This window comes from Paraburkholderia sp. EG304 (genome assembly GCF_046543485.1).
GTDB lineage: Bacteria > Pseudomonadota > Gammaproteobacteria > Burkholderiales > Burkholderiaceae > Paraburkholderia > Paraburkholderia youngii.
On the sequence record NZ_JBKGUA010000046.1, the window covers coordinates 25,818 to 49,042 of the forward strand.

At 60.8% G+C, this 23,225-nt stretch carries 20 protein-coding genes and 1 pseudogene; 20 read left to right on the top strand and 1 reads right to left on the bottom strand.

Annotated elements, in window-relative coordinates; translation table 11 throughout:
- The first annotated feature begins 523 nt into the window (after positions 1-523).
- The 14 genes from ACLFKU_RS33955 (at position 524) to ACLFKU_RS34020 (ending at position 13,503) form a co-directional block, all read left to right on the top strand.
- Complete coding sequence (locus ACLFKU_RS33955; protein ID WP_410852033.1) at positions 524-790, top strand: hypothetical protein; 267 nt, start codon at positions 524-526, stop codon at positions 788-790.
- Positions 787-2,193 carry a hypothetical protein gene (locus ACLFKU_RS33960; RefSeq protein ID WP_410852034.1) on the top strand — a complete coding sequence of 469 codons (1,407 nt, stop codon included), beginning with the start codon at positions 787-789 and terminating at the stop codon, positions 2,191-2,193. The genes ACLFKU_RS33955 and ACLFKU_RS33960 overlap by 4 nt, the downstream gene beginning before the upstream one ends.
- A 181-nt stretch (positions 2,194-2,374) precedes the next feature.
- Positions 2,375-2,860 carry an NADAR family protein gene (locus tag ACLFKU_RS33965; protein ID WP_410852035.1) on the top strand — a complete coding sequence of 162 codons (486 nt, stop codon included), beginning with the start codon at positions 2,375-2,377 and terminating at the stop codon, positions 2,858-2,860.
- Between the two features lie 89 nt (positions 2,861-2,949).
- Positions 2,950-4,368: a metallophosphoesterase family protein gene (locus ACLFKU_RS33970; RefSeq protein WP_410852036.1), complete on the top strand. Its 1,419-nt coding sequence runs from the start codon at positions 2,950-2,952 to the stop codon at positions 4,366-4,368.
- Between the two features lie 184 nt (positions 4,369-4,552).
- Complete coding sequence (locus ACLFKU_RS33975; RefSeq protein WP_410852037.1) at positions 4,553-5,176, top strand: hypothetical protein; 624 nt, start codon at positions 4,553-4,555, stop codon at positions 5,174-5,176.
- Positions 5,164-7,485: an SMC family ATPase gene (locus ACLFKU_RS33980; RefSeq protein WP_410852038.1), complete on the top strand. Its 2,322-nt coding sequence runs from the start codon at positions 5,164-5,166 to the stop codon at positions 7,483-7,485. Before ACLFKU_RS33975 ends, ACLFKU_RS33980 begins: the two co-directional genes overlap by 13 nt.
- Positions 7,486-7,571: 86 nt before the next feature.
- Positions 7,572-7,778, top strand: coding sequence for a hypothetical protein (locus tag ACLFKU_RS33985; RefSeq protein WP_152854852.1), 207 nt, complete (start codon positions 7,572-7,574; stop codon positions 7,776-7,778).
- Between the two features lie 61 nt (positions 7,779-7,839).
- Positions 7,840-7,998, top strand: a complete 159-nt coding sequence (locus ACLFKU_RS33990; protein WP_410852039.1) for a hypothetical protein — start codon at positions 7,840-7,842, stop codon at positions 7,996-7,998.
- 85 nt (positions 7,999-8,083) lie between these two features.
- Positions 8,084-9,121 carry a hypothetical protein gene (locus ACLFKU_RS33995; protein WP_410852040.1) on the top strand — a complete coding sequence of 346 codons (1,038 nt, stop codon included), beginning with the start codon at positions 8,084-8,086 and terminating at the stop codon, positions 9,119-9,121.
- Positions 9,122-9,403: 282 nt separating this feature from the next.
- Entirely contained in the window at positions 9,404-9,892 is a 489-nt protein-coding gene (locus ACLFKU_RS34000; protein ID WP_410852041.1) for a hypothetical protein, read from the top strand.
- Positions 9,893-10,199: 307 nt separating this feature from the next.
- Positions 10,200-11,363 carry a hypothetical protein gene (locus tag ACLFKU_RS34005; RefSeq protein WP_410852042.1) on the top strand — a complete coding sequence of 388 codons (1,164 nt, stop codon included), beginning with the start codon at positions 10,200-10,202 and terminating at the stop codon, positions 11,361-11,363.
- Positions 11,364-11,452: 89 nt separating this feature from the next.
- On the top strand, positions 11,453-11,974 hold the full coding sequence (locus ACLFKU_RS34010; RefSeq protein ID WP_410852043.1) for a hypothetical protein: 522 nt from the start codon (positions 11,453-11,455) through the stop codon (positions 11,972-11,974).
- Between the two features lie 34 nt (positions 11,975-12,008).
- Positions 12,009-12,731 carry an IS6 family transposase gene (locus ACLFKU_RS34015; protein WP_410852044.1) on the top strand — a complete coding sequence of 241 codons (723 nt, stop codon included), beginning with the start codon at positions 12,009-12,011 and terminating at the stop codon, positions 12,729-12,731.
- Between the two features lie 70 nt (positions 12,732-12,801).
- On the top strand, positions 12,802-13,503 hold the full coding sequence (locus ACLFKU_RS34020) for a hypothetical protein (protein ID WP_410852045.1): 702 nt from the start codon (positions 12,802-12,804) through the stop codon (positions 13,501-13,503).
- A gap of 201 nt (positions 13,504-13,704) precedes the next feature.
- On the opposite strand, the gene ACLFKU_RS34025 is transcribed toward ACLFKU_RS34020, so the two are convergent.
- Entirely contained in the window at positions 13,705-14,229 is a 525-nt protein-coding gene (locus ACLFKU_RS34025) for a hypothetical protein (protein WP_410852046.1), read from the bottom strand.
- 342 nt (positions 14,230-14,571) lie between these two features.
- On the opposite strand from ACLFKU_RS34025, the gene ACLFKU_RS34030 reads away from it, so the two are divergent.
- The 6 genes and pseudogenes from ACLFKU_RS34030 (at position 14,572) to ACLFKU_RS34055 (ending at position 22,989) form a co-directional block, all read left to right on the top strand.
- Positions 14,572-14,826 carry a hypothetical protein gene (locus ACLFKU_RS34030; protein WP_410852047.1) on the top strand — a complete coding sequence of 85 codons (255 nt, stop codon included), beginning with the start codon at positions 14,572-14,574 and terminating at the stop codon, positions 14,824-14,826.
- Positions 14,827-14,829: 3 nt separating this feature from the next.
- The gene (locus ACLFKU_RS34035; protein ID WP_410852048.1) at positions 14,830-15,195 is read left to right on the top strand and encodes a plasmid mobilization protein; all 366 of its coding nucleotides are present in this window, start codon (positions 14,830-14,832) and stop codon (positions 15,193-15,195) included.
- 323 nt (positions 15,196-15,518) lie between these two features.
- Positions 15,519-18,547, top strand: a pseudogene (locus ACLFKU_RS34040) (LPD7 domain-containing protein).
- Positions 18,489-19,064: a group II intron maturase-specific domain-containing protein gene (locus ACLFKU_RS34045; protein WP_410852049.1), complete on the top strand. Its 576-nt coding sequence runs from the start codon at positions 18,489-18,491 to the stop codon at positions 19,062-19,064. The pseudogene ACLFKU_RS34040 and the gene ACLFKU_RS34045 overlap by 59 nt, the downstream one beginning before the upstream one ends.
- Positions 19,065-19,597: 533 nt before the next feature.
- Positions 19,598-20,920, top strand: a complete 1,323-nt coding sequence (gene ltrA, locus ACLFKU_RS34050) for a group II intron reverse transcriptase/maturase (protein ID WP_410852050.1) — start codon at positions 19,598-19,600, stop codon at positions 20,918-20,920.
- A gap of 917 nt (positions 20,921-21,837) precedes the next feature.
- Positions 21,838-22,989 (top strand): PDDEXK nuclease domain-containing protein, encoded by a 1,152-nt coding sequence (locus ACLFKU_RS34055; RefSeq protein WP_410852058.1) that lies wholly within the window; start codon positions 21,838-21,840, stop codon positions 22,987-22,989.
- The last annotated feature ends 236 nt before the right edge of the window (positions 22,990-23,225 follow it).

Here is a 23,225-nt window from a genome sequence, read left to right on the forward strand (position 1 = left end):
TTTGCGCAATACTGACTCTACTTCTCGCGTCCCTGACGCATCGACACTGACCCGGCTAGCCCGGAGTCCATCTTCTGTCCCAAGTCGTGCCCTTGTGCATGCTCCGACCAGCCGGCAACTGGTGTGGAATCTTCTGCTGATGAGCGCCTCGCCCGCGCTCCCCATTCATTCAGTCATAAAACTCGTCGCCGGCCGCATTCATTTGCGCCGCGACATCGTTCGGACCCGGATCATTCGGGTGTTCTCTCTCCAGAGCCCGTCTGGGTAGAACGATCGTAGTGGACTGAACCGTGATCCTGCGGCGGAATGAATTTTCCGAAAATGGGCTGTTGCGCAGCGTGACCATGCTGCGCGGGAACGACCTAACGTTCCCGACTGTGAGCCTCACGGCTCCCTGAGCGCCACGACCCCAGAAGGGTTGTGGCGCTCGGGTCATTTCATCCGAATCCCGAAGCGCGCTCCTCTGACCGAGGAACGCGCTTTTTTTTCGTCCTTCAGTTCCTGTCCCGTACGGAGGTCTTCCATGCTTCCCGACCGTCTTGACCAGCGCATTGCCCAGGCGATCAGCGACACGATCGCCCAGGAACGCGCATCTGCAGATACCGCATCGCCAGCATGGCGCACGCGGTGCGAGGTAGCACGGTTTGCGACGTTCAGCGATCCCGAGCGCCGCGTTTTTCTTTCACATGTTGCTGAACGCCGCGGCGAGGCGGCGGCCTACGAACTGGAGCAGTCGGCCAGCGAGTTGCGCACCACAGCGATCTTTTTCCTTGCGAGAAAACCCTCATGAATGCAGTTCCCAGCATGCTCAACGGCCCTGTGCGCAGTGTCGTTGAAGAACGGGCCTTGCGCCCGCCGGTGATCGGACACATCCGGCCCGGCATCAAGGTGCTCACATCGAAAGCCCGGGCCAACAGTCGCGCCGTTGACATCTACAACGACATGGTTGCGGCGGGTGATTCGTTCGACACGATCGGCAAGGTGATCGAATCGAAGTGCAACCTGAAAAACGCACTCGCGCCGAAAAACACACCGTATTTCACGTGTCGCCGCTCGGATTTCACCAATCCCGACGTCGCCGACGAAATCCTCAGGCTGTACGGCGAGGATCGTGGCGAGGGTCTCAAGCTCTATCGCTTTCCGGTGCTGTTCGCGTTCAACGACTGGATGCAGAACCTGCCCAACCAGATGGCCGTGTACGGCACCAATGGTCGCAAGTTCTTCTCGCAGTACGAACGCGATGGCATCCGCTATTGCATGACGTACGCGAAGATGGAGCGGGATCAGCGGGCGCAACGCGCGGTTCGCCACTTCGGCGGCCGCACCGTGATCCGGCGGCAGGATGAAGCGATTCCTGATGGCATCTGTGACCCCGAACAGTGTCCGCAGTATCAGGCGCGACATTGCAACCTGTCAGCGAGTTTCATCTTCGCTGTGCCGGACATCAAGGGTCTGGGTCTCATCGAGTTGCCGACGAATTCGATCTACGTGCTTCAGAAGGCGTATTCGGCCATGCAGACCGTGCAGCTAGCCAGAGGCAAACTGACCGGGACGCGATTCTGGATCACGAAGCGCGAGTTCGACATCACGCGCATCAACGAAAATGGCGAAGCGGTGCGGGCAAAGCAGCTGCTCACGGTGCTCGACGCTGACATCGACATCGGTGCGCTGCTTGACGGCGCCGACGATGCGGTGCCGGCAATCGAAGCGGCCGCACAGGCGGTTGCCTTGCTCGAGGCCGGTGGCAACGTTGTTCCCCTTGCCGGTGGCTTTCCAGTCGCCGTTGCTGATGAGGGAACGCGCGGTGAGAGCTCTGTCGACCACAGCGACCCAACGCCAGATCAACAGGCATCCGGGCAGCAGCAGCCGGGAAAGGTTGCAGGCGGGGCCGAAGCAGGCCATGCACATCCCAACGCGCCGTCGTCGCAAACTGACGGCAGCGCGGACGATGCAGTCGAAACGCTCGCCGACAAGCTGGACCGTATGTCGGACCTGCTGAAGCGTCTCGGGTTAAGCGCGGAAAACCGGAAGGAGGATTTCCGCGTCTTTGCGCACACCACCTATGGACGTGGATGGGTCGAGCGGCCGCAGGATGTCGACAGCATGAACGAGCGTCTGGAGAAGGCACTGACCGATCGCGCTGCACTCGATCGCGAGATCGCAGCGACCAGGCAGACGACGTTCTTCGACTGACCGGTTTCATCCCTTTCCAAAACCTTCCTGCCAGCCCTTCGGGGCTGGCTCTTTCCATACCCGTAGCGAGAACATTTCAGCAAGCTGGTGTTTGCTCAAGTGTTTTCGACCGCGCATTTGCGCATCGAAACCATGCCGCTGGAAGCGGCCATTCCCTGTTAATCAGAAAGGAGTTCGTCCGATGCGCACGATCGGGAATTACACCGCGTTTTTCGGCGCGGACGATGTATTGAGCAACTGGCATCCGTGCCGTTTCACCTACCACGGTGTCTCTTTCACGTGTGTCGAACAGTTCATGATGTACGCGAAGGCAAAGCTGTTTGATGACGAGACGTCCGCCGCGAAGATTCTCGCGGCGACTGATCCGATGACACAGAAGAAGCTCGGCCGCAAGGTCGCCAACTTCGATCTGGATACGTGGGTCGCGCGGCGCGAATCGATCGTCTTCGTTGGCTGCCGCGAGAAATTTGCGCAAAGCCATGAACTACGGTCCGTGTTGCTGGCGACGGCGCCGACGGTGCTGGTTGAGGCCAGTCCCTATGACCGTATCTGGGGCGTCGGCCTTGGCGAACGTGACCCACGTCTGACCGATGAGTCGCAATGGCGCGGACAGAACCTCCTGGGCATCGCGCTCATGAAGGTTCGGGACGCACTCGCCGCGCACTGACGAAAAGTTCTTTTTTCCCTGCGTCCATCCGGGCGCGCATTCCAATATTGGCTGCCGTATGGCGGCCTTTTTCATTTCCGGAGGCGAAAGTGAAGTTCGCACATTTTTCTGACCTGCATTACGCGCCCGACAATCTGGCCGAGTCCGACCGTTGCTTCAGTTTTGCTGTTGGCAACGCGATCGACCGCGGCGCTCAGGTTGGCGTGATTTCCGGCGACTCGACCGATCACCGGCTGGATGCGCATGCGCCGTCGTTGCACGCGCTCGCGACCCAGATTCACCGGCTCGCCAACGCGATGCCTGTGCTCATGTTGCAGGGGACGTTCTCGCACGAGCCCCCGGGCACCCTCGATAACTTCGCCCTCATGGGCGGCGTTCATCAGATCCATGTTGCGGATCGCGTGTCTCAGGTCGCGCTCGTCGATGGGCGTTTCTGGGCATCGAAGGGACCTGTCTTCTCGGATGACGAGGTGCGTCAGTTCATTGGCGTGATGCCCGAAGTGGTGTTCACCTGCCTGCCCACGGTCAACAAGGGCCAACTGGCTGCGAGCGTTGGCGCGCTCGAGGCCGGCACGGGACTGGGCGATGTGCTCGCCGCATATCTGGCGGCGGCGGGTGGGGTAAACAGCCAGCTTCGCGCAGCGGGGATTCGCACGGTTGGTGTCTCGCACGGCACGGTCAACGGCTGCACGACCGAGCACGGCGCCACGATGGCGGGGTTCGATCACGAGTTCTCGCTCACGGCGTTGTTCGAAGCCGAATGCGATGGCTTCATGCTGGGCCATATTCACAAGGCGCAGCAGTGGGAGCGCGACGGCAGGCTGGTCGCATATCCGGGCTCGATCGGCCGGTTTCACTACGGTGAAGAGGGCGAGAAGGGCTATCTGTCGTGGGACGTTGAACCGGCCAGTGCGTCAGCAACGCTCGTCGCAACGCCTTCGCGACAGATGATCTGCATGGACTTCGACGGACCACCGGACATGGCAAAGCTTCAGGAGCTCGCTGCGGACGCGACCGACAAGTTCGTGCGTGTGCGCTGGCAGGTCGACGAGGAGCATCGTCAGGTGGTCGATCGTGAGGCGATCAAGGCGCTGTTTTCTGGCGCCGCGGGCCTGAAGGTCGAGTCGCGCGTATTGCCGGTGGTTCGCAGCCGTGCCCAGGGCATCAGTCTGGAGACGACCGTCGAGGGGAAACTCGCACGCTGGTGCGAACTTTCAAGCGTTGACGCCAGCCCGCTTCAGGACCGGTTGCAGCTGCTCGCCTCCGGCGACGTGGAAGCGATCGCGGCCGGTGTGCTCGCCAGTCTTGCTTCCGGGCCCGAACCGCAGCCTGAAATGCCGCCTGAAATGCCGCCTGAAATGCCGGCGCTCGCCACGGTGCTCACGCACCCCGCCGCATTTCTGGAGACGGCGGACGAAGTCACGGCCGCACCGGTCGGGACTGACACGAAGGCGACCGTTACACCCGCGGCGCTCGACTGGCTCAACGACGATCTGTTTGCGGCCTAGCCGCCATGGTGAGAGTGGCCCGTATGGCACTCTCGCGCGGAACACAGCTGTGTTCCGGAAGCCCGCCCGCTACGACAGGACCGCGGGCTTCCGGAACAAGGTTCACCCGCGTCCCTGACGCATCGATCGCAGTCTGCTGCATCCAATTTTTCTATAACCCTGGCGGGGATTCATCCCCTCAGGGATGCACTCCGCCCATCTTCTGTGGAGTGTCATCATGTTTGGTCTTTATCCCGCCGGCACCCAATGGGTCCGGCATTTCACTGCAAACCGCTCGCCGCGCGAGATCCAGAAGGTCCTCACCGACCACGCGGGTTATCGCGCGAGCATCTTTCATCTTCCCTTTGGAGAACATCGCGGCGCTGTCATTGCCCAGTCGGACCGCTTCCTGATCCTGACTGCTGCCGTCAACGCGGCAACGGCGGATCTGGCCGTTGTACCCGACGTGCAGTTGCAAAACCTGCTGTGGTCGTTCAACACGGGCTATGCAAACCAGTGGGGCTCACGCGAGTTGCTCGCGCTCACGGGCGTCGACAACTGGGACGCGCTTATCCGGCGTACCAGCGCGGCCTATGCCGCCGTCTGCAGGACCGTTGGCGAAGTCGTCGACGGGTCACTGGAAAAAAGGGCGGCGGAAGAGGCCGCCCGAGTGGCCGCCCAGGCGGCTGCGAAGGCTGCTGAACCGCCTGCGCACGTGCCTGATCCGATCGTTGGAAGGATGTTCTCCAACGACGATGATGCGCCGTGGTTGCCATCGGACTATCTGTACGATGCGCCGCTTCAGGAGGTGCAGACATGCGCCCACTGAAATTGACGCTGACGGGCTTTATTGGTGTTCGTGACGGCATGAAGCGCGACACCGTCACGCTCGATCTCGAATCGCTTCCGGCAGGCCTCATCGCGTTGACCGGGCCGAACGGTGCAGGAAAGTCCACGATCATGGATAACCTCCATCCGTACCGGATCATGCCGTCGCGCGCCGCGAAAGTGTCGGTGGATGCGTTCTCTTTCTGGGACCACGTCTACGGCGCGCACGCGCTCAAGGAGTTCGAATGGGAGCATGGAGCCGTGCGGTACCGCTCGTCATTCGCATTCCGCAAGCCCGGCAAGACGGGCAAGGCTGAGTACTACCTGGCCTGGCGCGACGCGGACGGAAACTGGCAGCCCATGCAGTCTGGGGACGGTACCGTCTCTGATGGCAAGGCGGAAACCTATGACCTGTGCGTCGAGTCGGTGTGTGGCTCGCTGGAGTCGTTCTTTACCAGCGTCTTTTCTGCGCAGAACCGGCGTCCGCTCGCATCGTATGGTGCGACCGAGATCAAGGCATTACTCGCGGAACTGCTGCATATCGATGACCTGCGCACGCTGTCGGCGAAAGCCGCCGACGTCGCCAAGGTGCTCAGTCGCGCGCTCGACACCACGCAACAGCAACTCGTTGCGCTTGGATCGAAGCGCGATCGCGTCGCCCAGATCGATCAGGCCATCGCTTCCGATGCACAGTCCGTCACCGCAACTCGCGAGAGCCGGCAGACGCTGAACGCAAAGGTGGCCACCCTGACCGACCAGCGCGCCGGTCTCGCTGCAAGGCAGACGGCCAATGCCGGTGCGCAGGCCCGCCTGCGGGAACTCGGTACGCGGCGAAGCCAGATTTCGTCGGCCATGCAGGTCCTTGTGACAGACGCGAGCGCCGACGAACGGCGCCTGAACCAGCGGCGCACCTCGTTGCGCTCGTCCATCGCGGAACACAACGCAGTGATTGCGCAACGTGAAGCGATTCTGGGTGCCGCCGCGGCACGTGATACCGCCCAGGCACGTATCGCGAGCGAGGAGGCGCGTGTCGAGCCGATCCAGAGGGAGATTGCTGCCCTCGAGGAGAAGCAGCTTGCGCTGACCGCGGCAACTTCCCGTCTGAACGGTCTGGAGTCGGAAGGGACGTCGAAGATGACGCTTCTGAAGTCGCTGGAACAGCAGGCGAGTGTGATCAGTACTGTGCCCTGTGCCGGTCATGAGATGCACAACACCTGTCCCTTGCTTGCGCAGGCCCGTCAGGCGGACGTACAGGTTCAGGAGCACCGCATTTCGCTCACGAATCTGCGTGCGACGTTTCGTGCCAAACGCGATGAGGTCGCGCTGCTGACGCCTCAGGTGCAGCATCTTGCGGGCAGGCGGGCGGAGCTGAAGGCGGTCAATGATGCGATCGCGGCCGCGCGCCGCGACCTTCAGAAAGCTGTCGATCTCGCCGCACGCAAGCCGCTGCTCGATGCCGCAACCGGGGGTCTGGGCAAAGCCAGTGAAGAACTGGCCGCGCTCGAGACCGAGGAAGCAACGCTGCGTGCACGCCGCGAGGCGCAGCAGGCCCGTCTGTCGGAGGAAGCGAAGGGACTGGACGCGGAAGTCGCACGCCTCGGCGTCGACGACGTGACCGGTGCCATCGCCGATATCGACCGGCAGCTAACGCAGTGCCGCGAAGCCATCACCGCGGCCGATGCCCGGATCGAATCACTGATCCGCTCGCAGACGACGCGTGAGGTCGAGCGACAGGCGATCGCAAAGGAGCTTGCGGGATTCGACGCGACACAGTCGCGTGCGAACCGCATCTCCGATGAGATTGCCCAGTGGAAGCTGCTCGCGAGAGGCCTCGGCAACGAAGGCGTGATTGCTTTGACGATCGACGATGCGGGCCCCGCCCTCACGAAGATGGTGAACGACCTGTTGCTCGCATGCTACGGCATGCGCTTCACGGTCGAGATCCAGACGCAGCGGGCGCTGGCGAGCGGTGAACTGCGCGAGGGGTTCGAAATCCTCGTGCATGACGCCGATCACGACAGCACCAAGGCAGTCACGGTGATGTCCGGCGGCCAGAAGGTCTGGATCAACGAGTGCCTGACGCGCGGCATCGCCCTGTATCTGGCAAGCAATGCTGGCCAGCCCTATCAGACCCTGTTCAGCGACGAGTCCGATGGTCCGCTCGATCCGCAGCGCAAGCTGCAGTTCATACGGATGAAGCGGGAAGTGCTGCGACAAGGCGGGTACGAGCGGGAGTTTTTCATCTCGCAGACACCCGATCTGGTTGCGGAAGCTGATGCAGTCATTGACGTCGAGGCGCTCGCTGCCTGAGCGCTGTTATTTCTTTTCATTTCTTGACCCTGTGGGGAACGTCCCCACAGGGGCGTTCCCTCGTCTTTTTTATAACGAGGAATCCCATGCAAAACCTGTTGTTGCTGCTCATCGCAGCAGGCAGTTCGTCGCTGTGCGCCTGCACGGCTCAACCTGTGGCACACGTTGAGCCGGCCAGGCCAGCACCGACGATCGTTGTCCGCAAGCCGCGAGGCGAGCCGGGCGACTTTGTTCTCTGCAAGGATGGTCGCGTCCTGGTCTTCCCGGCCGCGCATCCGCAAACCTGTTCCTGATCGCGCGAAGCCCCGGCCTCGAAAGAGCGTCGGGGCTTCGTGCGCAAACCTGGAGGTGACCATGAATAAGCAGATCGCAGCCGCAACCGTGATCGGGGCAATGCTTGCACTTGTATGCCTGCTCTGGGAACAGCAGTCGTTAGCTGCGCTTCACAAACATCCGACGCGCGTACCAGCCAATAGTCTGTCGCCATTCGACCGGCAACTTCGTCGCGCCTGACTGCCGCCATCGAAATTTTCTTTACCCCGACCGGGCAGACCTCCCGGTTGGGGAGGTCTGCGCGGCATTCTTTAAGGAGCCGAAATTGACCTTCTCATGCAGTGATTTTCTAGACGATGTCATGCGCAGTCTCGTTCACTCACAGGCGATCACAGAGGCCGATATTCCCGCCGACGATCCCGGCAAAGCCGCAGACGTTGCGACCGCGGCAATCGTGGCGATGCATCGTGCAGGCCTGCTCGCACGCTTCATGCGCGAGCTGCTGAACGCAGTGGAAACGTTGGGAGCGATCGCCGAGACCTACGGTGTCGATGCGCTGGTCTTCCTGTTCGACCTGCAGGCGGCGATTCTCAACGATACCTATGTCGATGCGCACGCCGGCATCGACGGTCGCATCGTCGAACTCGTATCTCAACTGCCGTCGGCCGCCGAATGGATGAAGCATATCCGGAAGGAAGGGCATGAGCTCGACACTCGCTTCGGGGCTACCGCTCTGCTGGAAAGCGGAGATTGTGGATCGCCGGACCACGAGTTCAAAAACTTCCACCGGCTGCTTTGCGAGCGCTTCGAGTACCCTCACGATGAGATCGACTGGAAACGCGATCAGCTTTCGCTGATCGAATGGATCGCGAATCGCCAGGCGACCCCGGTCGGTGTGCAGCCGATTCCACACATCCGGGTCAGAGCGGACGGCGACGCGAATTTCTATCATCTTCTGGACGGCGAGGACTGGGTTGCCGCCGTGCAGATGAATGGCAGGTTCACGGTGCCGATGCAGGAAGCCATGTTGCAGAAGTTTGCCGGGGTGTTGCGCCATCCATGCGGTCCTCACTTGCCGGACATGAACAACGCAGTTCCTGATCATGTCCGGGACCGGGTGAAATGGGCGCTGAGCCGGTTGCGTGAACATGAAGCCGCGCTTCAGGGAGTTGAGCTGGCGCGCGGGAACGGCCATTTCCTGGCACTGGAACTGAAGGATCGGGAAGAGGCGATCAGGCACGCAATGGAAAGGATTAACGAATTTCGGGGCATGGCTGCGAAAAATGGTGTGGATGCTGAAGCGTTTATCCATTCCATTGGCGGTCTTCCCGATCTGGAGAGGTTCGGATACCGGACCAGCTAACCGCTACTACCATGAAACCGCCCGTCGAGCGTCCCCGTCCTGGGGTCCGCCCGACGGGCATTTTCTTTGGTGCTCGCGCGGTCGGCGCCGGATTTGCGGCTCGTCTTCGGTCGAAAGAGACCACTATTTCCGCATCTTTCCCCGTGGTCACGCCCGCGCACTGGAATTACCCTTTGTGAATCTTCTGCGCCACAGGCGCATCGACCTGCCCGCCTCGCGGGCTTCTTTTTCCCCTTGGGAGCTTCTCCCGCCGGGGAAGGCTCCCGTCCTACTGGAGCCTTCATGAAAAGCACTCAACGCAGCGCCAATCGTTACCGTTCTGCTTCCTGGGAGCGGGTCTGCACAGCATCCACCCGGGTTCCCGCGGATTTCGGGCGTCACTTGCGTGACATCGCCCGTCCGCTGCAGATCGCCTACCAACGTCTCATGTCTTCGTATGACGGTGATCCAGCCGGTATCGAGTGCCGCATGGAAGATCGCGAGTCCTGGGCATTCGTGCTTCCGGATGCGTCAGGCTCAAAGGCGTGGCGCATTCAGCAGTTCGACCTGGACGGGTTCATCGGTCATCTTTGCTTCGACTCCTTCAACGAGGCGATCGAAGAAATGCTCCGCATGGGCTACTGCGTGACCGATCCCGGAGCACTCGATCGCATCGGAGCGACCGACCGATGGGCACGGGGCGTACGCCGCGCAGCGCTCATGCAGAAGCATCAGGAAGGCCTCATCACCTACCGTCAGATGATCGACGAGATGTCTGCACTGCCTCACTGACCTTTCAACTCATTAACCCCTGTGGGAGCCGCTCCCGTAGGGGGGCGGGCTCCATTAACCCGGAGCCATCATGTTTGACGAGATTCTTCAAAAGATGGAGGCCGCGATCGCCGTCCTCATGGGCCTGATCCGTGCCGGCCATCCGTTGTGCGGCACGGCCAGCGGCAAGGACTCGACGTGCGCGACGATTCTCATGCTAGAAGCCGTGCGCCGCGTCGCGGATGCAGGCCTCGCGCAACCCGCGCACTACATCTCATCGGCCAACACCACGATCGAAAACAGCAGTCTTGCGCGGCATATCGAGACCATGCTGGAAGAGGTCGACGAGCACGCGGCCGCATATGGGCTCGGCGTGACGACACACATTGCGATGCCGTCGCTGGCGATGCAGTTTGTCGTTTCCACCATCGGTCGCGGCACGCTGGTGCGCACCGTGGAAAACGGCGTGCGTGCCGGCAAACGCACGAGACTGTGCGCGACGGACTGGAAGCTCATCCCACAGGGGCGGTTGCGCGCGGCGCTCGAGCGCGATGCGACGGCCCGGGGCGACCGCGAGATATGTACCGTTCTCGGCAATCGCATTGCCGAAAGCACCTCGCGCGGCGTGGCCATGCTGGTGAGGGGGGAAAGCGCGATTGCGCCAACGCGTGACGCGAATAACGCGCTCGCTATCTCACCCCTGCGGGACTGGTCGGTGGATGATGTCTGGCTGATGCTGACATTGTTTGCCGACGAGGCGAAGCGTCCGTTTCCCTGCGCCTTTTCGGTGCGGTCAATCGAACGTCTGTCAGACCTGTACCGCGCCGGCAACGATGGCATGTGCGGGGTCGTCCTCGGAGAAAGCGGGCAGCGAACGGCGTGCGGCTCGCGATTCGGATGCGTGTTCTGCTGTGTCGTTGGCGATCGGGACAAGTCGCTCGAATCAATGATCCGTGAGCCGGAGCATGCGTACATGGCGGGCCTCAACGATTTCCGCAATTACCTGCTCGCAACGCAATGGGATCTGAAGCGCCGCGAGCTGGTGGGTCGGTCGCTGAGCTCTGCCGGATATGTGCGTGTGCAGCCCGATGTGCTGTCGTTTTCGGAGCGCATGAACCTGTTGCGCTACCTGCTCACGCTCGACGCGCTCGAAATTGAGCGCGCCGAACAGCACGACGCGGATCTCGCGGCTGGTCTCATTCCTGATACGCCCGAGAACCGCGACCTCTGCGACGTGCAGTTCGAGATGATCACGCCGTCACAACTGGTCGCGATCGACTTCATGCTGTCCATGCACCACTACGCGCCGCATGCGTTTCCAGCGGTATCAGCCTGGTTCGAAGTCCACAGACTGCGGCGCCGATACCGCATCCCCAAAGTCGACACGTTTCCGAAGGTACCCATCGTGAATCACGGATGGTTTCGCGTCGGACAGTTCGACGCGGATGCACCAGCCGAGGGTCTTCGGGTATGCCCCACTAATCTCTACTAGGACTACATGCCCCACCAAGGAAGAAATTGACATTGTCGGCATTCGTATAAACTGGGAGCTACGAATCACAACAATTCAAATGCCGAGCCATGGCCAACGCGTATGCCCGACGAATCATCCTTCCTCGCTACATCGAAACGGTCACGTGCGATGAAGGCGACCCCGGTGCGATGCGGGTAGATCTTCCAAATGGCAAGCATTACTTCGCACGCCCAATGCACGTCCAAGAGGAAGCGAACCGCGCAGACGGTGCTCCGATATGGAAACGATCCGCTTACGGCCAATACCCCATAATTGTTCGCAACGACGGCGCACCGTGGTACGAAGCGAACTTGTGGATTCGGCACAAGCTGCACGAGAAGGCCTTCGACTCTCTTGCGTCGACCCGCGACCTTGCATCGACGGTGGACGACCTAGTGGCTTACCTCAGGTTCCTTGAGGAAGACAGCATCGACTGGATGGATTTCTCTGGTTTCTTCAAGGACGAGCGTCCCACTTACCGGTTCAAAACATACGTATCCGACTTGGTGCTTCAAAAGGTAATCAGTCATAGCGGCTCGCCGCGACGGCCGCAGACAAGTGGCTCTGTCGCATTAACGCGAGGGAGGTAAAATTCGAGGCTGACGAGAACGCTTTGGCCAAACGATGAAGAAGATACTGACGCCACGAACGACGCTTGCTCCGGGCATCGCCAAGGTTCTGAAGCGGCTGCACTATCCGCTTGAAGTGATCCTGCTGTGCGTGCGATGGTACGTTGCTTACTCGCTGAGTCTTCGCAATCTCGAGGAAATGATGGCTGAGCGCGACATTGGCGTCGATCATTCGACGGTGCATCGCTGGGTTGTCAAGGTGGTACCGCTGTTCGAAAAGACGTTTCGCAAGCACAAGCGGCCGGTCGGCAAGAGCTGGCGGGTTGATGAAACCTATATCAAGGTTAAGGGCTCGTGGAAGTATCTTTACCGGGCAGTGGATAAGGCGGGCAACACCATCGATTTTCTGTTCAGGGCCAAGCGGGACAAGGCTGCTGCTCGGCGCTTCTTCGAAAAGGCAATCGGTCAGAACGGCTCGCCCGAGACGATAACCATCGACAAAAGCGGCTCCAATCTGGCTGCGCTTAACGCGGTGAATGCCGAGCGCGAGACGCCCATCAAGGTTCGTCAGATCAAGTATTTGAACAACATCGTCGAGCAGGACCATCGGGCCATCAAACGCCGGATCCGACCGATGCTCGGGTTCAAGGATTTCAACTGCGCGCGCGTCATTCTGAGTGGCATCGAATTGATGCACATGATCAAGAAAGGACAGATGAAATGTTCGAGCAAAACTGCGCGGTCCGCCGCCCAGCAATTTTATTCTCTGGCATCATAAGTCATCCTTCGTATATTGCATTTGCTTGACTCCCTTTCCTTACTGCGACAGAACCCACCGGACGGCTGCGGTGCAGGCGGAACTGATGCCGCGGCCCAGCGTGGCGATGGCTGCGCTGATGACCCGCCTGGTTCCAGTCGTGTTCGGGGAAGTCTATTCGCGACAATTTGCGGAGCACGCGATCCGGATCGACGCGCACACGTCACGAGATGCTCTGGTGTCGAACGCCGACAACATGGCAGAGAGCGTCGCCTGGAAGATGCTCGAGGGCGAACGTGCGAAATGGGCGGGGGTGCTCCCGAAGCGTCGCGATGGGTTACTGGCGTGGCTGCTGCAGCAGGAGGCGGACGTCATCTCCCGGCTGTTTGCATTCTGCGTAGCGGCGACGCTCGACGGTATCAGCGGGACGGACAGTGCCCACGCCATCAACGAGGTTACAAGTGTGCTGGAAACGGACATGGCGTATTACTGGAAGCCTACGCGTGCTAGCTACTTCGATCACGTACCGAAGGCGCGCATCGAAGAGGTGATCAGCGATGCCCTCTCACCGGAAGCTGCAGCGGAGCTACGCGGCATGAAGAAGGGCGGCGCTGCAGCGGCTGCGCAGCTTCGGCTGTCGGAGTCGGGTTGGCTGCCCAAAGTGCTGCGTAACCGCGAGGTGCCGGAATATCGAATCTACGGTTATGACGACGGTGAAGACGAAGATCCCGGTAACCAGGTCGACGCCGATAGCGGCACCGATGAGGCAGAGGAGGACGCGGTAGACGCGTGAACGACGGAGAGATGAGCCAGCAGAAGCCGTTGGGGTCCTTCACCCCGGCGGCTTTTTGCTATGGAAGGGGAGAAAAGATCAGCCGCGACCGCACACCAGATTACTCAGGCTCCTCTGCAATGCTAGGTGGCCCGCGTGCAGAAATATGCGTGTTGCGCGCGCCGCGCTCCCGACCGGGCGCAATCGACGGTGCGGCACGGCTCAGCGCTTGGGCGGGCTGCCGTATTTGCGTGCTATTTCGTCGAGTCCATTGCTGGAAAGCAGCGGCGGGTCGTATTGCTGCGCTTCTAGTTTGATCAACTGCATGCGCGAGAGATGCGGGTTTTCGGCAGCGAGTTCGTCGAGCGTCCTGATGCACGCGCGAGGTGGGGAAGCTGAAGGCATGTACGCGTGCGGCGCGGGTGCTATCTGCCTGACAGGGGCGGCGGGTGCAGGGGTGGGTGCGGGCGATGAAGGATGGCTGATGGGCGTGCGTGCGCGGTTGGGTGCGCGTCGGCCCATGCGTTTGCGGATGCGATGCAGGGCGTTGTCGAAAACCGCGAGACTCATTGTGAGGCCCCGCTTTTGCAAACGGGCGTGGAGTTCGCGCCTGGACACTCCTCGCGCCATGGCCGCATCGATCTGTTCAATGAGATCTGCAAGCTGCGCGGTTTCAGAGCGGGTGGTGCTGGTTGCGGGCGCATCGAGCAGGTCTTCGGCGACGCTGGTGAGGTCAGTGAGCGGCATGGCGAGGTCTGCGGAGAGTCAACGCCGTTTGATAGTGCTATAAAAGTGCTAAATAGTCAAAAATGCGTGATGAATAAAGCTTCAGTAAAGCTTTAGTTATGCAAAGTAATGCTTGAAACCTGCTATATGGGTGCTAGAGTGTTTGCTATAGATTTTGTAGGGTGAGGCACGTCGAATATGTTTACGCAACGCTACGCGCTTCGTAAAATATTGCGTGCCAAAGGGGCCAAGCCCCTTTGAAACCCCGACGCGGGCCACCGCCCCGCGGCGATCGTTTCGACGGCTTTGCCATCGACGATAAGCACTGCCTGGTATGCGAAACGCATAAAGGAGGCATGTTCCATGATTCCGACCAGCGAATGGGTGATCCAGCTTGTGATCTGGCCGCGGGCGGAGGAGCGCGGCAGTCGGCCGTGCTACCTGCCGTGGGCGGGTTATACACAGCCCATGACGGGCGACCAGGCAATGTGCGCACTGCACGAATGCCAGGCCCATTGGCCCGACTACGAATTCCGCGCGCATACCATCCACGGCGACGAGACTCGGTTCATTCTTCCTGGGCAGTCGGCAGACTGGACCCACCCCGGAGGGTTGTAGACGATGCCGCGCAAGAAGAGCAGCGATGGGGCAGGTCTCGGAAAGCCGATCGCGTTCCGGTTGTCGGAGGCGGACCGTGCAGCCTATCTCGAAAAGGTGACACGAAGCGGGCTGACGCAATCGGAGTTCTTTAGGCAAGCGGTGCTGACAAACCGCACGCAGGTGATCGCGCGACCGTCAGCCAGTCCGGAGCGCAGGCGGCTTCTGTACATCTTTAACCAGGCCAGCAACAACCTGAACCAAATCGCTCACCGGGCGAACTCGGATCACGCGAGTGGCAATCTGTCAGAAGCGACCTACGAGCAGCTGCTCAACCAGATCCAGATGGTCTCCCGATATCTGAAGGCCACGCTCGCGAAGGTCGAATAGGACAAGGAGAGATGAATGCAGGAACCGCGGGCGCTCCTCACCGACGCAACCGAAAAGAGGGCAGTGGTGCCAGTGCGATCGGAGCATCAGCGCGTCTGCGCGAGCATAGCGGCAGCGACGCCTGTCATGTTGCTCGAGACGCGGCTTTGCCTGTCGATGACCACAGGCGAGGACGAAGTGCTGATGCGCGCCGATTGCAGCACCGTGCGTACCATGCGCGAGGCGCGCCGCCCAATACTGTCTGCGGGAGGCTATTTCGTACCCGGGTGTCGAGTGTCGCTGGTGCGGCTGGCCCGGCACGAGGTGCTGATGAGACGTGCCCCATGCTGATCCGGGTGCGCGGCTATCACGATGGCATCAAGGCCTATCTGGAGCAGGGCCAGAAGCAGGACCGCGAGTTCGAGCGCGACGAGATGGACGAGCGCGTGATTCTCGCAGGGGATGTCGATCTGACCTACGGCATCATTCAGTCGATTGATACGGAGGCGGAGCGCTATATCAATGTCACGCTGTCGTTCAAGGAAGACGAGGTTTCGCGCGAGCTTCTAGGTGAGATTGTCCGGGAGTTCGAGGCATTCGCCTTTGCCGCCTACCGGCCGGATGAATACAACTTTTACGCCGAGGCACACGTGCCCCGGCTCAAGAGCTACGCGGACCGGCGCAGCGGCGAGCTCGTCGAGCGCAAGGTCCATGTGCATGTCGTGATTCCGGAAATAAATCTGCTGACCGGGCGTCGACTTTACCCGTTCGGGAAGGTCGATCATAACGAGCGGTTTCTCGAGGCATTCCAAGAGCACATCAACGCGAAGTACGGGTTCGCCAGTCCGAAGGATAACCGGCGGGTGAAATTTACGGATCCGTCGGAGATGATCAGCCGTTACAAGGGCGACGTGTTCGAGCCGATGAACCGCGAACTGAAGGCCGCGATCCTCGACGCGGTACTGTCGCGCGACGTGACACGTTACGAGGATTTCCGGGCGATGCTGATCGAGTTCGGCGTGACACGCACGCGCAACGCGGGGCGCGAAGGCGAATACGAGAACGTGAAGCCGGCGGGCGCGGCGAAAGGCGTGAACCTGAAGGAGTTCGTGTTCTCGCGCGCGTTCATCGAACTCGACGCCGACGGCAAGCGCGAAGCGCTCGATCGCAATGTTCACGCGGAGTACATCGAAACGTGCGTGCCGCGCGCGACCCCCCGGCGCTATCTCGATGCGCTTTTCGAATGGAACGATACACGTGCCCGGGAGATCAAGTATCTCAATAGCGGCAGCAGCTTCTACAAAACCTATCAGGCGGCGTCGCCGGCCGAGCAGCGGCGCATTCTCCAACACCGTGAGCAGCGGTTCTATGAGGAAGCAGGAGGGCTGAATGAGCGACTACGACGAAACGATGGTGGACCCGGGGACTGGCGAGATTGGGGGCGGCCGCCATGGCACGAGCCGGAGCCCGGGAAGCCCGACGTCAGGGGCCGGTGGCGACGTGGGGCGGATCACGACCTTGACGCTCGCTTCGATCGACCCCGCGCGCCGTCCCGAACCCCACACCGTGTGCGAGGTGTGCCCGGCCGCGGTGTGGATGGCGACGCCACGCGACCTCAAATGCTTCTGCCGGCTGATGCACTACTGGAGCTGGGAAACCAGCAAGCCGACCGAATTGACGCATTGCGATGGACTGGCGATCGCGAGCGAACGGGAAGAGAACAGCTAGACTCAAGGCATGCGTTGCTGGACGCGATCACGTCGCGCATGTATGAGAGGTGGGATTCGGCCGACGATGCTGGCCGCGCGCGGCTCGCCGCGACGGCCGCAGACAAGTTCGTGCGCGCTAGCGGACCTTTCGGCCAGTGTGTGCCGTATGGTCTGAACCCTACACTCGGCGGCGGCCGGCTGCCGGCGGATCTGGGGCCACGGGACGAGGTCCGGAGCCTCGCCGACGTCCAGTCGCTCGATGCGATCAGATCGCTGCCATTCGAGACCGCCGCGACCGCCGACGCCAACGCGGCCGGGCGCTTCAATGCGCGTGCGCGGGCCGCGACCGGCCGGGAGGCCGATACGGTTCGCGACCAGTTCGCGCGTGACCTCGTGGAGTCGCGCAACGTTCGCCGCGCACGCGAGCGCTCCGAGTTCGCAGAGATCCGCGTGACCCTCGATGCAGGCCGGCTGCTCGCCACACTCGCGCATTCCCATGGGCTGATTGTCGAGAAGTACCGTATCGGCAAGGGCGCGGACGGAGGTGATCGGATCCAGGCCGGCTCACGCAATCTGAATGTGTCGGATTTCCTCACGAAGGAGATGAATCTTTCGTGGGCAGAGGCCGCGCAACTGCTGCGCGAGGCCTACCGCGCACAGACAGGGCGCAGTCCCGAACACGCGCCACGTCATACTCCCGAGCGGGATCTCTGGGGCGAGTTCCAGCAATGGCGCGCGACGTATCGTGCCGGGATGCGTCGCGCTTGGGATGAACAGACGCAGCTTGAGAATACACGGCGTGGCGAGATCAAGGCGACCTTCTATAGCACACGCAATGCGCTTGCGGACCGCCTGGATATGCGACCGAAGGAGCGGCGGGAGCAGCTGTCTGCCGCCCGGGTAACCCGACTGGAGGCCGAGGCCGTGCTGCGCGATCGCATCGCGCGTGAACGTGATGCGCTCACGCGAGCCGGTGGCCGGCCGATAACCGATCTGTACCGGGATTTCTTGCAGGAGCGGGCACAGGGAGGCGATGAACGTGCGTTGCGTGAGCTGCGCCGGATGCAGCAGGTGCGGCTGCGGACGGATCATGCGGGTGGTGCCGGCGACGGACGGGCGGTCATGTTGAATCCCCGTCGGCTGGCGCTGGGCCGGCAACGATCGGTCGCAACGAGATCATCTACCGTGGTCCGTCGATTACTTACGAGGTACTGGCTACGGGGGAGGTCGAATACCGCCGGGACGGTACGGCGTTTCTCGTCGACGAGGGCCGCACGTTGCGCCTGTGGGACAGCGAGCGGGAGGCAATTGAGCTTGCACTGCGCTTCGCCCAGCAGAAATTCGGCTCGACGCTGTCGCTCACCGGGCCCCAGGATTTCCAGGCGGCCGCGGCGCGTGCGGCAGCCGAGCTGCGGGTACATGTCGTGTTCGAACAGCCGGAGCTCGAGCACATCCGGCAGTTGCGGCGTGCCGAACTCGATGCCGAGGCACAGGAGCGCCGAACGGCGCAGCGCGAGCGCGAGGGATGGGAGCGCGACGAACTGCGCGACGTCGTGCGTAATCCGCAGCCATCTGCTGAGGGCGATCTATCCCGTCCAGATCAGGATGGCGCCTCGCACGCTGATCCGGACGCACCGGACAGCGAGCCCGACGTTGAACGGTGATGCGAGCGATTGCAACACGGTTGGAAGAGTGTGGTCTGATGATGCACCCGGAGAAGTCAAAGATCGTGTATTGCAAGGACAGCAATCGAATGGCAGTTATCCGAACGTGCAGTTCACGTTCCTCGGTTTTACGTTCAGACCGAGAGTCGCCTTGAGCAAACACCAACGGCGATTCACCAGTTTCCTGCCTGCGGTGAGTAATGAGGCGCTAAAGCGGCTGAGACAGACAGTTCGAGTTTGGCGAATACACCGTCGAACATCGGAGACGCTGACCGAACTCGCGCAGCAATGCAACGCGACGATACAAGGGTGGTGGAACTACTATGGGGCGTTTTATCGGACGGCGATGAGCAGCCTCTTCAGCTACCTCGACCTACGGCTTATGCGGTGGGCTCGGAGAAAGTACAAGGGGTTGCGGCAGCACAAGCGACGTAGTGCGGAATGGCTACGTAAGATGCAGCGCGTCCACCCCCGGTTGTTTGTCCACTGGCGTGTCGTCGGGGTAGCGGTTGGATAACGGGAGCCGAATGAGTCGAGAGACTCACGTTCGGTTGTGTGTCCAGCTAAGGCTGGCGTGTTCAGCAGGAGATAAACCTGCCGGAGTAGAAGTCAGAAGCTCCGTAGCTTGGATAGCAGGGTGGCGGGAAACCAAGACTCTGAAGCCTATCGACGACCGTCTCCTTGGGGGGCGTGCGAGTCATCGGGCCGTAATGAAGATGAACGTGGATGTGGCCTCGAAAGTGAAGAGACCCGAAGGCCGAGCCTGCACCCGAAAAGGCGAAGGCAGCATGGGCAGCCGAAATCTGACCGATACGGCTATTCCACTTCGGCGGGGTGGAAGCGACGGCACGATGACAAGGACATGCTGAGCAACTGGAGAAGCCCTCCTCGCCCCGGCGCGAAATCGCCGGAGCAAGGTAGGTCCTATAACCGGCGAACCCGGGAAGTGGACCGAAGGCGAGAGGGTGGCGGATGGGTCCGTACTAGCTGTGAAGCCGGGTAACGCTGGTGGAGCGAAGGGGCCCTGCTGTTTGTAACTTCCTCGACAACATGGGAGGCAAGGACGAGATGACAAAGGCGTCCAGCAGTTTGCAGGACCTGAGGCGGGGAATATACGTCAAGGCGAAGGCTGAACCGTCCTGGCGTTTCTGGGGTTTGTACGTCCATGTCTGCAAGATGGAAACGCTGCGCGAAGCGTATGCGCTGGCCAGAAAGAACAACGGCGCACCGGGTATCGACGGGGTGACGTTTGAGGTCATCGAGGCGCAAGGCGTGGAGGCGTTCCTCGAACGGATACGGGACGAACTGATCGGGCGTACCTACGTACCGCTACGATCGCGGCGGCAGGAAATACCGAAGGACGGGGGCAAGGTCCGTGTCCTTTCGATTCCGGCTATCCGTGACCGGGTGGTCCAGGGCGCGCTCAAGCTCATATTGGAGCCGATCTTCGAGGCAGACTTCCAACCGGGGGCGTACGGATATCGTCCCAAGCGTACCGCGCACGAAGCGGTGCATCGGGTGGCGACGGCGATTGTTCAGTGCAAGACCCGCGTCATAGACCTCGATTTACGCGCCTACTTTGACACAGTTCGGCATCATCTACTGCTCGAAAAAGTGGCGCGTCGGATCAGGGACGACGACGTCATGCATCTGCTGAAACTGATGCTAACGGCGTCGGGCAAACAAGGCGTTCCGCAAGGCGGGGTGATCTCGCCCCTGCTCAGCAACATCTACCTCACGGAGGTAGACCGGATGCTGGAGCGGGTGAAAGGGTCAACCCGTAGCGGGAAGTACACCTACGTCGAGTATGCCCGTTTCGCTGACGATCTGGTCGTGCTGATCGATGCTCATCCGCGCAATGCGTGGTTGCTGAGGATGGTGAGCCGGCGTCTTCGGGAAGAATTTGCCAAACTACAGGTCGAGGTTAATGAAGAGAAGAGTCGCACCGTGGATCTGGACCGCGCAGAGAGCTTCGGCTTCCTGGGGTTTGACTTCCGACGCCTGCGCAGTATCGGGCGACAGGTGTGGCGAGCGCACTTTACGCCGAAGTTGAAGAAACGCACGGCGCTATTGCGCAAGCTCAAGGAGGTGTTCCGGCGATACCAGTCGCAACCGGTGAATCGGGTAGTGCAACTGATCAACCCGGTGCTGCGAGGCTGGGTGAATTACTTCGCTGTTGGACATTCCAGCGAGTGCTTTAGCTTCATCAAGGACTGGGTGGAGAAGAAGATTCGACGCCACATGGGTCGATCCCGGAATCGTCGAGGCTTCGGCTGGAAGACGTGGAGTAGGTGCTGGCTATATGACGAACTGAAGCTGTTCAACGGCTACCGGGTTCGTCGTGCTGCCGCACTGAAAGCGTCCCCGGCATGATAGGCCCCATAAACCTTGACGTGAAGCAGACAGGAAAGCGTAGTGCGGGAAAACCGCATGCTGCGTTTGACGTGGCGGGAGCTGGAAACGTGACCATGGCAGCCGGATTGAGGCCCATCGCGAAAGCGAGGGAGAAGCCACCGGAGCCTACCGTGCGCGCGCCAGTTCTCGACCCTACCTGCGAGAGACTCGGGGTGCGACTCCCCGGGTCTACTCACCTCCAACGACTCATCGAAGAGGGTATCGGCGCGCTGGAGGAAACTTGGTTACCTTCACATCTGCTTGAGCGAGTCCGTGCCGGAAAGCTTCCCCAGTTAAGCGAGGATCGCTCCGGCCCAGATCTTTTTGACTGAGGTCGGGTGTAATGCGGGCAGACAGGCAGCGACTATGAGGGCGCCGACCCGAAGTGAATGATTGAATTCGTTCTATGCCGCCGCCCTTGACGAGCGACGCGACTTCAGCCGCCGTTGGCGCGCCGTTCCAATTCCGCCCGCGTGCGTTCAAGCTCCCGCGCGATCGTGCTTCATCCGGCAAGACCATTTCACACCGTGTGGACGCCGGAGCGCGGTGGCTTCGCGACGTGCGGTGCGAGCGCAATCTCGAAGGCATGAGATAAGAAAATGCAACTAACCGTCATTTTCCCCTTCTGCCTCGAAGTTGCGGGCGCCACGAGAGCTACTTCGTCGCTCCGCAAATAGCCAGCAGGGAAATTCTCTCCGCGCCGCGGAGAGAATGGCCTAGAGCCCTGAGAAGCGCGCACCCGGTCCATGCTGTTCGAGCGCATGGCTCTGTTGCGCAAGCCGCGGGTCGGCGACAGCATGTCAAAATGGGTTGGTCTTGCGAAGGTGAACGCGGGGCTGTTTCAGGAGTTCCAGTCGGGTATCCTCCTTTCGATGAGACTAGTGAAAGCCGAAACAATGAATGAAGTAATATTGCCCGAAGGCGCCTACAGCGACACGCTCGCTGACGTGGTCGATCTGTTGGAGGAGGGGCGCCGGACCGCGGCGCGGAGTATCAATGCGCTGATGACGGCGACATATTGGCTGGTCGGGCGTTGGATCGTTGAATCTGAGCAGGGCGGGCAGGGGCGTGCGGCTTACGGGCAGGCGCTCCTGAACCGACTGTCCGCAGATCTGACGAGGCAGTTCGGGCGCGGATTCGGTGCAGACAATCTGGAATTGATGCGCCTGTTCTACCAGAGCTATCCGCCGGGTGAGATTTCCGAATCAGCGATTCGGAAATCCAGGACGCGGGCGGCTAAGGCAAAATCCGAATCACCGGTTCGGATTTTCTCGCTTCAACAATTGGCTGAGCGCTTTCCGTTGTCCTGGACGCATTATGTGCGGCTGATGCGACGGACACGTTCACCCGAAGAGCGGGCGTTCTACGAAACGGAAGCATTACGAGGCGGCTGGAGCGTGCGACAGCTCGAACGCCAGATGGGCACTCAGTTCTACACGCGGACATTGCTGTCCAAAGACAAGCGTGCGATGCTCGAAAAGGGTGCCGTTGCTAAACCGAACGACACCGTGACGCCCGAAGAAGCAATTAAGGATCCCTATGTACTAGAGTTCCTGGACCTGAAGGACGAGTACTCCGAAAGCGACCTTGAAGAAGCGCTCATTCATCGGCTTGAGGACTTCCTGCTTGAGCTGGGCGGCGACTTCACATTCGTCGGGCGGCAGCGGAGGTTACGTATCGGCGACAGCTGGTTTCGCGTGGATCTGCTCTTCTTTCACCGGAGACTGCGGTGTCTGGTGATCATCGATCTCAAGCTGACCGAGCTGAATCATGCTGACGTCGGCCAGATGCATATGTACTGCAATTACGCCAAGGAACATTGGACTTTACCTGATGAGAATCCGCCGGTCGGCCTGATCCTTTGCGCGAGAACTAACGCGGCAATCGCGCGCTATGCGCTTGACGGCCTGCCAAACAAGGTGCTTGCCGCGGAGTATCACACCGTGCTTCCCGACGAACAATTACTTGCTGATGAACTGGCAAAGACCCGTCGCGAATGGGAGGCGCAGCATCCCATTCTGTCGGACAGTGGTCGCTCGCAAGACTAACGCACTTTGCAATCAATCATGGGGACCATCGGAGCCGGTCTGATCACACTGCCGGCTATTGCCGTCGCTCACGTAACGGCTTAGGCCTGGTGGCCGAACATGCTTTGCGGTCGTTCGCAGGATCAGAGATCGCGAATAAAAGCGCAGCGGTGGAGCGGCTGACCGCAAAAGGGTGGCGCAAAGGAGGAAACAGTCATTGAAATGTCATCCATGATTCGAAGCGAGACACCGTTTCG

Excerpts from the sequence above, each read along its gene's own strand:
- ACLFKU_RS33955 (WP_410852033.1), top strand. The coding sequence starts at position 524 with ATGCTTCCCGACCGTCTTGACCAGCGCATTGCCCAGGCGATCAGCGAC.
- ACLFKU_RS33960 (WP_410852034.1), top strand. The coding sequence starts at position 787 with ATGAATGCAGTTCCCAGCATGCTCAACGGCCCTGTGCGCAGTGTCGTT.
- ACLFKU_RS33965 (WP_410852035.1), top strand. The coding sequence starts at position 2,375 with ATGCGCACGATCGGGAATTACACCGCGTTTTTCGGCGCGGACGATGTA.
- ACLFKU_RS33975 (WP_410852037.1), top strand. The coding sequence starts at position 4,553 with ATGCACTCCGCCCATCTTCTGTGGAGTGTCATCATGTTTGGTCTTTAT.
- ACLFKU_RS33980 (WP_410852038.1), top strand. The coding sequence starts at position 5,164 with ATGCGCCCACTGAAATTGACGCTGACGGGCTTTATTGGTGTTCGTGAC.
- ACLFKU_RS33985 (WP_152854852.1), top strand. The coding sequence starts at position 7,572 with ATGCAAAACCTGTTGTTGCTGCTCATCGCAGCAGGCAGTTCGTCGCTG.
- ACLFKU_RS33990 (WP_410852039.1), top strand. The coding sequence starts at position 7,840 with ATGAATAAGCAGATCGCAGCCGCAACCGTGATCGGGGCAATGCTTGCA.
- ACLFKU_RS34000 (WP_410852041.1), top strand. The coding sequence starts at position 9,404 with ATGAAAAGCACTCAACGCAGCGCCAATCGTTACCGTTCTGCTTCCTGG.
- ACLFKU_RS34005 (WP_410852042.1), top strand. The coding sequence starts at position 10,200 with ATGCTGGAAGAGGTCGACGAGCACGCGGCCGCATATGGGCTCGGCGTG.
- ACLFKU_RS34010 (WP_410852043.1), top strand. The coding sequence starts at position 11,453 with ATGGCCAACGCGTATGCCCGACGAATCATCCTTCCTCGCTACATCGAA.
- ACLFKU_RS34015 (WP_410852044.1), top strand. The coding sequence starts at position 12,009 with ATGAAGAAGATACTGACGCCACGAACGACGCTTGCTCCGGGCATCGCC.
- ACLFKU_RS34025 (WP_410852046.1), bottom strand. The coding sequence starts at position 14,229 with ATGCCGCTCACTGACCTCACCAGCGTCGCCGAAGACCTGCTCGATGCG.
- ACLFKU_RS34030 (WP_410852047.1), top strand. The coding sequence starts at position 14,572 with ATGATTCCGACCAGCGAATGGGTGATCCAGCTTGTGATCTGGCCGCGG.
- ACLFKU_RS34035 (WP_410852048.1), top strand. The coding sequence starts at position 14,830 with ATGCCGCGCAAGAAGAGCAGCGATGGGGCAGGTCTCGGAAAGCCGATC.
- ACLFKU_RS34045 (WP_410852049.1), top strand. The coding sequence starts at position 18,489 with ATGGCGCCTCGCACGCTGATCCGGACGCACCGGACAGCGAGCCCGACG.
- ltrA (WP_410852050.1), top strand. The coding sequence starts at position 19,598 with ATGGGAGGCAAGGACGAGATGACAAAGGCGTCCAGCAGTTTGCAGGAC.
- ACLFKU_RS34055 (WP_410852058.1), top strand. The coding sequence starts at position 21,838 with ATGAATGAAGTAATATTGCCCGAAGGCGCCTACAGCGACACGCTCGCT.